At 69.7% G+C, this 9,397-nt stretch carries 10 protein-coding genes and 1 pseudogene; 3 read left to right on the top strand and 8 right to left on the bottom strand.

The window, feature by feature from the left end:
- From OQF71_RS12490 to OQF71_RS12470, 5 genes and pseudogenes are all read right to left on the bottom strand, one after another.
- Window positions 1-251 (bottom strand): annotated as a pseudogene (locus OQF71_RS12490) (2-phospho-L-lactate guanylyltransferase); the annotation flags it as partial.
- A 13-nt stretch (window positions 252-264) separates the two neighbouring features.
- Window positions 265-1,443, bottom strand: a complete 1,179-nt coding sequence (locus OQF71_RS12485; protein WP_280588057.1) for a tubulin/FtsZ family protein — start codon at window positions 1,441-1,443, stop codon at window positions 265-267.
- Window positions 1,444-1,612: 169 nt separating this feature from the next.
- On the bottom strand, window positions 1,613-2,509 hold the full coding sequence (locus OQF71_RS12480) for a complex I NDUFA9 subunit family protein (protein ID WP_280588056.1): 897 nt from the start codon (window positions 2,507-2,509) through the stop codon (window positions 1,613-1,615).
- A gap of 139 nt (window positions 2,510-2,648) precedes the next feature.
- Window positions 2,649-3,515: a universal stress protein gene (locus OQF71_RS12475; RefSeq protein WP_280588055.1), complete on the bottom strand. Its 867-nt coding sequence runs from the start codon at window positions 3,513-3,515 to the stop codon at window positions 2,649-2,651.
- A 102-nt stretch (window positions 3,516-3,617) separates the two neighbouring features.
- On the bottom strand, window positions 3,618-4,997 hold the full coding sequence (locus tag OQF71_RS12470) for a hemolysin family protein (protein WP_280588054.1): 1,380 nt from the start codon (window positions 4,995-4,997) through the stop codon (window positions 3,618-3,620).
- Window positions 4,998-5,147: 150 nt separating this feature from the next.
- Between OQF71_RS12470 and tmk the strand changes: the two genes are divergently transcribed.
- Window positions 5,148-5,747, top strand: coding sequence for a dTMP kinase (gene tmk, locus OQF71_RS12465; protein ID WP_280588053.1), 600 nt, complete (start codon window positions 5,148-5,150; stop codon window positions 5,745-5,747).
- Between the two features lie 37 nt (window positions 5,748-5,784).
- On the opposite strand, the gene OQF71_RS12460 is transcribed toward tmk, so the two are convergent.
- Both OQF71_RS12460 and OQF71_RS12455 read right to left on the bottom strand, forming a co-directional pair.
- Window positions 5,785-6,108, bottom strand: coding sequence for a hypothetical protein (locus tag OQF71_RS12460; RefSeq protein ID WP_280588051.1), 324 nt, complete (start codon window positions 6,106-6,108; stop codon window positions 5,785-5,787).
- Between the two features lie 84 nt (window positions 6,109-6,192).
- Entirely contained in the window at window positions 6,193-6,699 is a 507-nt protein-coding gene (locus tag OQF71_RS12455; protein ID WP_280588050.1) for a DUF5813 family protein, read from the bottom strand.
- Window positions 6,700-6,878: 179 nt separating this feature from the next.
- Here OQF71_RS12455 and OQF71_RS12450 point away from each other — a divergent pair, with 179 nt between their 5' ends.
- The gene (locus OQF71_RS12450; RefSeq protein ID WP_280588049.1) at window positions 6,879-8,219 is read left to right on the top strand and encodes a carboxylate--amine ligase; all 1,341 of its coding nucleotides are present in this window, start codon (window positions 6,879-6,881) and stop codon (window positions 8,217-8,219) included.
- Window positions 8,220-8,444: 225 nt separating this feature from the next.
- Window positions 8,445-9,152: a hypothetical protein gene (locus tag OQF71_RS12445; RefSeq protein ID WP_280588048.1), complete on the top strand. Its 708-nt coding sequence runs from the start codon at window positions 8,445-8,447 to the stop codon at window positions 9,150-9,152.
- Between the two features lie 57 nt (window positions 9,153-9,209).
- Here OQF71_RS12445 and OQF71_RS12440 read toward each other — a convergent pair.
- Window positions 9,210-9,397, bottom strand: a 188-nt coding sequence (locus OQF71_RS12440; RefSeq protein WP_280588047.1) for an EMC3/TMCO1 family protein, incomplete at its 5' end; no start/stop codon positions are given.

The following is a 9,397-nucleotide window of genomic DNA, read 5'->3' as shown; positions in this document are numbered from 1 at the left end:
TCTTTGTACCCCGCGTCGTGCGCCGCGTTGACCGCGGGCGTCAGGGGTCGCTCGTCGACGTCGACGGGACACCCGAGGTCGGCGTCGACCGGGCCGGTGGCGAGTACCCGCGGGTCGCCGCCGGCCGCGCGGATCGCGTCGAGCACGTCGTCGAGCATCGCCCGCGCGAAGGCCGCTCGCTCGTCTGCCGAGAGGACGCTAGAGAGTCTCGACTTGGGGCGGTCGGTCGAGAACGGGACGAGGACCTCCATCGGGAGGGTCGCTCTAGAACAGGGATTCCAGCTCGTCGCTGTCGTCGCTGACGAGCTCGTCGAGGTTCTCGTCGCTCTCCTCGCGGATCTCGTCTAAGTTGTCCTGCGCCTCGATGGCGACCTGCTGGAGCTCCTTGATCCGCGGGACGTTCGTGACGCCCGCGAGCAGGATCACGGTCGCGACGAAGCCGGCGCCGCGGTACGGGTAGTCCCCGCCGCGGACCTCCATCGAGCCGGTCTGCTCTTCGAGCCACTTCCGCCCGCGCTCGATACCCTTCCGGTTGAGGTACTCCGGCGGCCCCGCGAGCACGAGCAGCGCGCGCTCCGCGCCCTCGATCTCACAGGGGAGCGTGAGCCGGCCCAGCGCCGCCTTGCGGACGAGGCTGGTGATGCGGTTCGTGGTGTGTGCGCTGTCGAGCTCGTCCTCGCCGTCGTCGCTGCGGAGCCGCGAGAGCAGCCCCCCCGAGCTGCGCTCCTCGACCTCTTCCTCCGCGTAGCCGACGGTGGAGACGCCGCCACCGGAGAGCGTGTTGATGATCTCCGAGGAGTCGACGACGCTCTCGGCGACCTCTTGGCCCTGCTGGATCTCGCCGGCGCCGAAGAGGATCCCGAACCGCCGGACGATCTCCTCGTTTATCTCCTCGTAGCCGCCCTGGACGGACTCGCCAGTCTTCCGCCAGGCGTCGTTGTCGAACACCATCAGGTTGTCCACCTCGCGGACGAACGTCTGGAACGAGCGGGCCGCGTTGAGGGTGTAGATGCCTCCCTCGTCGCTGCCCGGCAAGACGCCGAGGCCGTAGACGGGCTCGGTGTAGATCCGCTTGAGGTGCTTCGCGAGCACCGGCGCGCCGCCGGAGCCGGTCCCGCCGCCGAGCCCGGCGACGACGAGGAACGCGTCGACCTCGTGGACCGGGATCGAGTCGATTGCGCCCTGCACCTCGTCGATGTCCTCCTCGGCGATCTCCGCGCCGAGCTCGTTGTCCGCGCCGACACCGTGGCCCTTCACCCGGGACTGCCCGATGAGCACGCGCTGGCTCTCGGCGATGTGCTCGAGGCCCATGAGATCGGCCTTGGCCGTGTTCACGGCCGCGGCCGCGCGGACGATCTCCGATCCCGTCCGCTTGTCGTACTCCAGGAATTTGTCGACGACTTTACCCCCCGCCTGTCCGAATCCGATCATTGCAAGTTTCATCGTGTGCTCCCTCCGCCTTTGAAATGAACAGAACGTGATGGCATATTTAAGCCTTCGGTTGCCGTTACCATCGCTGATATCCACCTGAGTGACACGAACGTGCGCCGTCGGCCCCGATGCTCCCGGCGTCGCCCGTCGAACGGTCCCCCCGTCTCGCGATCGTCCCGGTTCATCGTCCCCCGAGGTGCGCGCCGAGCGTGGTCAGTTCGTCGGAGTCGACGCCGAACGCGACGACGTCGTTGTCGGCGGTCGTGTTGTCGAACTGTAGCGACCGGTACTGGTCCGGTCCCATCGGGAAGCCGGGGATCGCGCCGAGCACCGACAGGCCGATCTTCGCGAGCGGCATCGGCAGCGGGACGATGGTGACGCCCTTGCGCTCGGCCTCGTACACGAGGTCGGTCACCTGCCGGAGCGTCAGCGTCTCCGGGCCGCCGATCTCGTAGGTCTCGCCGACGTGCTCGTCCGCCTCCAGCGCCTCCACCAGCATCGGGACGAGGTCCTCGACGTGGATCGGCTGGAACCGGGTCTTGCCGCCGCCGGGAAGCGGGTATAACGGGACGCCCGGCGCGAACATCCCCTTCAGCCGCTTTGTGAACGAGACGAACTCCCCGCCCTCCCCGAAGACGACCGAGGGGCGGAAGATCGTCCAGTCGAGGCCGCTCTCGCGGACGACCGCTTCCGCCTGCCCCTTCGCGCGGATGTACGCCGTGTCGCCGTCGGGGTCGGCCCCAAGCGCGCTCAGTTGAATGAACCTCTCGACGCCGGCCTCTTCGGCGGCGTTTAGGAGGTTCTCCGTGCCGGCGCGGTGGATCCGGTCGTGCATCACGTTACCTCCCTTCGGCTCGAACAGCGGCGATAGCGCGACCAGGTTCACCACGGCGTCCTGTCCCTCGACCGCCCCCGCGATCGAGTCGTAGTCCGTGACGTCGCCCGTGGCGATATCGACGCCGTCGGGCGTCTCGCCCCCCGAACGGGAGAGGGCGGTCACGTCGTGGTCCCCGTCGGCGAGCGCGCGACAGAGGTACGACCCGATGAAGCCGGTCCCGCCTGCTACCAACACTTTCATACACGGGATAAGGCGAGGAACCACCGTAAACCTACCGCGGCGTCAGACGGCGCCCCGCGGACGGCGGCGCGGTCTCGAATCCGGCGACCGGCCTCACTCTCCCCCGGCGACCGGCCTCACTTCACCCCGGCGACCGGCCTCACTCCACCCCGGCGTCCGGCACCGTCAACACCGGAACGGGAGAGGTCCGAACGGTGCGCTCCGCGACGCTTCCGAGCAGGTAGCGCCCCACGCCCGTACGCCCCCGCGTGCCCATCGTCACGAGGTCGACGTCGTTGTCCGCGAGGTACGACCGGATCCCGCGAGCGGCCGACGAGCCGACCTCGACGTGGCCGACCGCCTCCACGCCGGCCGCCTCGGCGACGGCGGCGGCCTCCGCGACCGTCTCCTCGGCCGCGGACACGAGCGCGTCGGTGCCAGAGTACGCCTCGACGCCGACGCTTCCGATGTCGACGACCGAGAGGACGTGGAGCGTCGCGCCGCTCCGCGTCGCCAGCGCCACGGCGCGGTCGAGCGCCTCGTCGGCGCGCTCGCTCCCGTCGGTCGGCACGAGGACGTTCCGGTAGGGGTACCGCGCCGGCTCGCCGTCCGGGCGGAGGCTGAGAACCGGAACGGTCGACTGCCGCACGACGCGCTCGGTCGTGCTTCCGAGGAGCAGGCGGTCGAGCCCCGTCCGCCCGCGCGTCGGCATGGCGATCAGGTCCGTCTCGTGGTCGACCGCGTACGCGGTGATCGTCTCGGCGACGCCGCCCTGGAGCACCGCCGTGACTGTCTCGACGCCGCGGTCCGCGGCCCGCTCCGCGGCCGCCTCGACGACCTCCTCGCCCTCGCGTTCGAGCACGTCGATCACTGTCCGTCCGACCCGCGTGACGCTGTCGTGAGTCGTGTCGGCGACGTTGAGAACGTGGACCGTCGCGTCGCGGTCCGCCGCCAGGTCGAGGACGTGGTCGAACGTCGCGTTCGCTCCGTCGCCGCCGTCGGTCGGGAACAGGATCCGGTCGAACATGCGTCAAGGGTCGCGGCCGACCCGTAAAAAACGCCCGCGCCCGCCACCCCCTCTCACTCGTCGCCCCGCGTCGTGCCACCCGGCGTCACCACACCTCTCGTCCTACTCGTCGGGGTCGTCGCGCTTGTCGGGCTCGTCGCCGGCGCCCACGTCGCCGTCTCCCGCGTCGCCGTCGTCGATCGGACTGATCCGCACCGTCGATATCCGGGCGCCGTCGACGGCCGTGATCTCGAAGCGGTGTTTGCCGGCCTCGACGGCGTCGCCCGACTCCGGCGTGCGGCCGAGTCGGTCCAACACGAGCCCGCCGAGCGTCTCGTACCCGTTCGCCGCGAGGTCGGTCCCGAGCGCGTCGTTGACGACGGACAGGGAGACGGAGCCGTCGGCCTCGTACGCGCCGCCCTCTCGCGCGCGGATCGTGTGTTCGCCCCGGTCGGTGTCGAACTCGTCGCGGAGGTCGCCGACGAGCGCCTCCGCAATGTCCTCGACGGTGACGATCCCCTCGAAGGCCCCCCACTCGTCGATGACGGCAGCCATCTGCCGGTGCTCCTCGCGGAACTGGACGAGGAGGTCGCCGATGGACGTCGTCTCGGGAACGACGACCAGCTCCCGCGCGAGGTCGGCCGCTGTCGCCGACTCGTCGCCGGCCTCGCCGGCGCGTAGCACGTCCTTCACGTCGACGAAGCCGACCACCCGGTCGGCGTCCTCGTCGGCCACGACCGGGTAGCGGGTGTGTCCCGCCTTCAGCACGGTCGCGCGGATCTCGGGGAGCGTCAGGTCGGCGGCGAGCGTCACCACGTCCGGCCGCGGCACCATCACCTCTCGAACGACGGTGTCGTCGAGCTCGAAGACGCCCTCGATCATCTCGACTTCGACGTCGGCGACGTGTCCGGCCTCGCCGGAGCGCGCGAGCACCCGACGGATCTCGCGCTCTTCCATCGTCTCGTCGGTCTCCGACGCGGGCGGGACGCCGATGGCGCGGGTGAAGGCGTTCGCGGCCCCGTTGAACACGACGATACCGGGCGAGAACAGGTAGTAGGAGAGCTTCATCGGCGGGGCGAGCATCAGCGCTATGCGCTCGGCCTGCGCGATGGCGATCGTCTTCGGCGCCAGCTCGCCGAACACCACGTGGAGGAAGGTGATGACGCTGAACGCGATCGCGAACGCGACGAGGTGGACCGCGCTCTCCGGGAGCACCGACCCGAGCGCCGGCTCGATCAGCGCGGCCACCGCGGGCTCGCCGATCCACCCGAGCCCGAGCGAAGCGAGCGTGATCCCGAGCTGGGTCGCCGCGAGGTAGTCGTCGAGGCTCCCCATCACGTCTTGGAGCGCGCCCGACCCGGGCCGACCTTCGGCGGCGAGCTGTTCGACCGAGGTGGACCGGACCCGGACGAACGCGAACTCCGACGCGACGAAGAAGCCGTTCAGCACCACTAACACCAGCGCGCCGAACACGCGACTGACGGAGATCGCGACGTCTACCATCGGCGCCTCCGTGTCGGTCGGGGCGCAGGAGAAACGCAAATCATAGCAGCGAATTTCCGCCGAGGAAATAAAAAGGGACACGTTGTCCGAGAACGCGGTCGCGCCCCCGGAACCCGGTCCGTTTATTCCCCGGCGCGTCCGAGCGCGACCATGCTGATCACGCTGGAGGGGCTCGACGGGAGCGGGAAGACGACCGTCTGGGAGGCGCTCCGCGAGCGCTACCCCGACGCGACGTTCACCCGCGAGCCCACGGACAGCTGGTACGGCGAGGCGGTCGACCGCTCCATCGCGGCCGACGACGCCGACCCGCTCGCGGAGCTGTTCCTGTTGACCGCGGACCACGCGAACCACCTCTCGGAGACGGTCGCGCCCGCCCTCGCCGACGGCGACCTCGTCGTCTCCGACCGCTACTCCGACTCCCGGTTCGCGTATCAGGCCGCGACGCTCGCCGCGAGCGATATCGCCCTCGACGGGACCGACCCCCTCGAATACATAAGGGGGATCCACGCGCCCTTCTCGCGGTCGCCCGACGCGACGGTCTACCTCGATCTGGACGCCCGAATCGCCGCGGAGCGCGCGGGACGCACGAACAAGTTCGAGCAGGACGGCTACCTCGCGACGGTCCGGGACAACTACGAACGACTGATCGACGCGGAGCCGGACCGGTTCGTGCGCGTCGACGCGACGCGGTCGCCCGAGGCAGTCGCGGCTCGCGTCGCGGAGATCGTCGCGGATCTGGTCGAAACGTAGCTCGTCGCCGACCTCGTCGAGGGGCCGTCGTCGCCCCCTACTGCGTGTCCGGCAGCTCGTACTCCTCCGGCGAGGGCACGTAGAGGTAGTCGATGGCCGCGCCGAGCACGACCGGGAGGAAGACGAGCAGTCCGAAGAGGACGGTCGTGCTACCGAGGTTGACCCCGGCGCCGACGTTGAGCGCGCCCGTGAACACGAGCGTCGAGATCAGCAGGAGCATCGGCGTCAACACGATCGTGTACACCACCGACCCCCACGACGTCGACAGCCGAAGCCGAAAGAAACGGGTCGTCACCCCGGCGACCAGCGTGTGGAACGCCACCAGCGCGAGGAGGCTGACGAACCCGAACAACGCGAGCATAACCGCCCTACGGGCTCCCGGCATTTGCCCCTATCGGCCGACGCGACGGTCGCCCTACTTAAGAACGAGCGCCGACGGAGCCGGTCAGCGCCCGCCGTCGTTGCCATGCCGGCGCGCCGCCGACAGCAGGCCGGCCACCGGATCGACGTACTCGTAGCCGGGGATCACGCCCTGCACGTACGTGCCCTCCACGAAGTCGATCAGCGCCCCGGCGTCGTCGACGCCGCGCCGCTCGTTGCTATCGGTCAGCCCGAACTCGACGACGAGCTCGTCGTCGTCGACCGCGACGCTCGGGTCGAACTCGCGGTCGACCCGCGTCACGCCGCCGACGTCGACGACGCGCAGCTCGAACGTCTCGATCCACCCCTCCTCGACCACCTCGGCGACCTCGTCCGCGGTCGCCGCCGAGAGGGTCGGCACCCGGACGGTCACCGCGAACCGCACCCGGCCGTCCTCGGTGGGCTCGGCGCGCACTCTCCCGTCGAACGCGGTCGTCTCGGAGGTCCACACGCCGTCGTCGCTCGCGGGCTCGAAGGAGCCGTGGTCCGCGAACGCGCGGCGAACACGGTCCGGCAGCCCTGTCTCGCTCATACGGAGAGGGAGGCGCGGCGCGACCAAAAGCCCGTTGCGTCGGGCGCGTCCGCGCCGGCGACGAGCGGTCGGCGCCCGCGTCCGAGTCCCCCCGTCGAGTCGCCCGCCCGGGCGTCACCGGTAGTGGCACGCCGGACCGATACTGGTGCGCCTTTGTAGCTGGCCCGGCGACGTGGGATATGGCAGCGCAGTTCCGCTCGACCGAGTCGCTGATCGACGCGCTCGCGGACGCCTCCTTCGACCGGCCGCCGGCCCTCGTCAGCAACGCCCACGTGACCGGACTCGGCGTCGCTCGCGCGCTCGACGCCCACGGCGTGCCCGTGATCGCGCTCGACCGCGCCGGAGACGATGCGGGCGGCGGGGCCGACGTATCCGGCGAGACCGGTGCGGACGACGCATCCACCGCGATCCGTCACGACGGCCTCGCTCCGCCCTCGGACGCAGTCGACTTCGCGGGCGCCGTGACGTATCCCCTCGACGACCTCGACGGGTTCCGTGACGACGTGGAGGCGGTCGTCGACGCCGCGGGGACCGAGGCGGTCGCGTTCGGCTGCATGGACGAGTGGGCGCTGGCGTACGCCGAGGCCGACCCCGACGGCGTCCGGCTCCCCTTCTCCGGGATCGACACGCTCGACGACGTGTTGAACAAGTCGGCGCTGTACGGGACCTGCGAGGCGCTCGGGGTTCCCTACCCCGAGACGTACCGACTGGCGGAGACCGCAGCGGCGGCGACGCGGGAGCCCGACGCGGGCCTCGACGACGCCGCCGAAGCGCTCGGCTTCCCGCTGGTGGTGAAGCCCGAACTCAAGCGCGACTTCGAGGAGGCGTTCGGCACCAACGTGATCGAGGTCGCCGACCGCGAGGAGCTCGCCGACGTCGTGGCGGCCGCGAGCGACGAGGGGATCGCCGTGATGGCCCAGAAGCGCGTCGATATCGCGACGGGCCGGGACCACTCGCTCGCCTCGTACGTGCCGCCCTCGGGGACCGGCGACGCGCTCGCGGTCGTCGGCAACGCGGCGGTCCGGTACCCGCGCAACTTCGGCACCTCCTGTCTGGTCGAGACGGCCGACGAGCCCGCCATCGAGGAGCGCGCGCTCGCGGTGCTCGACGACGCCGGGTACCACGGGATCAGCGAGGCGGAGTTCGTCTACGACGCCGACCGCGAGGAGTTCCTCCTGCTCGACGTCAACACCCGCCCGTGGAAGTGGATCTCGATGCCCGTCGCCGCGGGGGCGAACCTCCCGATGGCCGCGTACGCCGCGGTCACCGACGCGGCGTACGAGTCGCCCGGAATCGAGCCGACGAGGTGGGTGTACCTCCGCGACTACCTCTCGCTGTTAGCGGGCGACGACGCCTTCTGGGACCAGCTGGCGCCCGACGACTGGCGGCGGCTCGTCTCCGGCGCGTTCGAGCGCGAGGGCGACCTGACGACCGGCGTCTACCGACCCTCCGACCCATCTCCGGCCGCGAAACTGTTCGAGACGGCGTTCGTCGACCGCGAGTACTACTGCTCCTGTTGAGGCGACGGGAGCGGTGGTCGTCCCGCTGCGGCGGGCGGTGAAATCCCGCTTGGTGCCTCCGCTGAGTCCGCGTCCGAGGGACTCGGTCGTTCGATACGATCGAAGAGGCGGTTACCGCGCGCCCCGTCGCGGGACTCGATCTCCCCGACGAAACGAGAGCGTGAATCAACTGCGAAAAGCCTACTAGCACGCCCATCAGTATATTACACTCTCTCCCACCGTCTCATGACGAACGTTCTGCAAACCGTGTTCTTCGTCTTCTTGACAGGTATCTTCGGAACGATCCTCATCGGGTTGCTGTCCCGGAACCTCCCGGCGGTCGTGAACGGGATCGCGTCCGCCGTCGCAGCTGTCCTTCCGACTCTCACCGAGCTCGCGATCGCGTTCAGAGGCGGGGCGGACGTCACGTTCGACCCCGGGCTCTCCGCGTGGATCGCCGTTGCGGGGTTCCTCCACATGCTAGGGATGCTGGGGTGGTACGACACCGTTAGGTGGTGGGACCACCTCACACACAGCGTCTCCGCCGCGCTTATCGCGGCAGTCGTCTACACGAGCCTTCAGACCCCGTCCGCGCTCGGATCACATGTCACGGGTCCCTACGCGGCCCTCTTCACCGTCCTGTTCACGCTCGGCGCCGGCGTCGTCTGGGAGCTCCTGGAACTGGCCGCCCGCGACCTCGGTGAGTACATCGACAGACCGCCCGTGCTCGAGTACTACGGGCTCCGCGATACGGTTCTCGACATGGTGTTCAACGGGATCGGCGCCCTCGTCGTGGTCGCGTTCGACGTCCGCGTGTTCGTCTCGGACATAGAACAGATCCCGCGGGTCGCTGAAACGGCCGTCGTCGGAGGCAGTGTGCTTCTGTTCGTCGGCGCGCTCGCCCTCGGATTCGCCCTTGAAATGATCCGAAACGACACAACTGACACCGAATGAGGACTCGGTGCAGCTGAAATCAGCTGACGCCGGCACGAACTTCGCGTCGAAACGGGATTACGACGTCGACGGAGACATCTGGATGTTGAGGCTCTTCTGGACGAGCTGGGTGAACGCCATCGAGCACAGGAAGTACCAGAGGATCCACATCTGGATCGGGCCGACGATCCCCGTGTCCCACGTGACGCTGCCGGCGAGCGGCACCACGAGCTCTTGGGCCGCGATGTCCGGGTACGCGGAGGTGG

Source organism: Halorubrum sp. Boch-26, from assembly GCF_029889805.1.
Classification (GTDB): domain Archaea; phylum Halobacteriota; class Halobacteria; order Halobacteriales; family Haloferacaceae; genus Halorubrum.
This window is presented reverse-complemented; position numbering and strand designations above follow the sequence as displayed.

Excerpts from the sequence above, each read along its gene's own strand:
- OQF71_RS12485 (WP_280588057.1), bottom strand. The coding sequence starts at position 1,443 with ATGAAACTTGCAATGATCGGATTCGGACAGGCGGGGGGTAAAGTCGTC.
- OQF71_RS12480 (WP_280588056.1), bottom strand. The coding sequence starts at position 2,509 with ATGAAAGTGTTGGTAGCAGGCGGGACCGGCTTCATCGGGTCGTACCTC.
- OQF71_RS12475 (WP_280588055.1), bottom strand. The coding sequence starts at position 3,515 with ATGTTCGACCGGATCCTGTTCCCGACCGACGGCGGCGACGGAGCGAAC.
- OQF71_RS12470 (WP_280588054.1), bottom strand. The coding sequence starts at position 4,997 with ATGGTAGACGTCGCGATCTCCGTCAGTCGCGTGTTCGGCGCGCTGGTG.
- tmk (WP_280588053.1), top strand. The coding sequence starts at position 5,148 with ATGCTGATCACGCTGGAGGGGCTCGACGGGAGCGGGAAGACGACCGTC.
- OQF71_RS12460 (WP_280588051.1), bottom strand. The coding sequence starts at position 6,108 with ATGCTCGCGTTGTTCGGGTTCGTCAGCCTCCTCGCGCTGGTGGCGTTC.
- OQF71_RS12455 (WP_280588050.1), bottom strand. The coding sequence starts at position 6,699 with ATGAGCGAGACAGGGCTGCCGGACCGTGTTCGCCGCGCGTTCGCGGAC.
- OQF71_RS12450 (WP_280588049.1), top strand. The coding sequence starts at position 6,879 with ATGGCAGCGCAGTTCCGCTCGACCGAGTCGCTGATCGACGCGCTCGCG.
- OQF71_RS12445 (WP_280588048.1), top strand. The coding sequence starts at position 8,445 with ATGACGAACGTTCTGCAAACCGTGTTCTTCGTCTTCTTGACAGGTATC.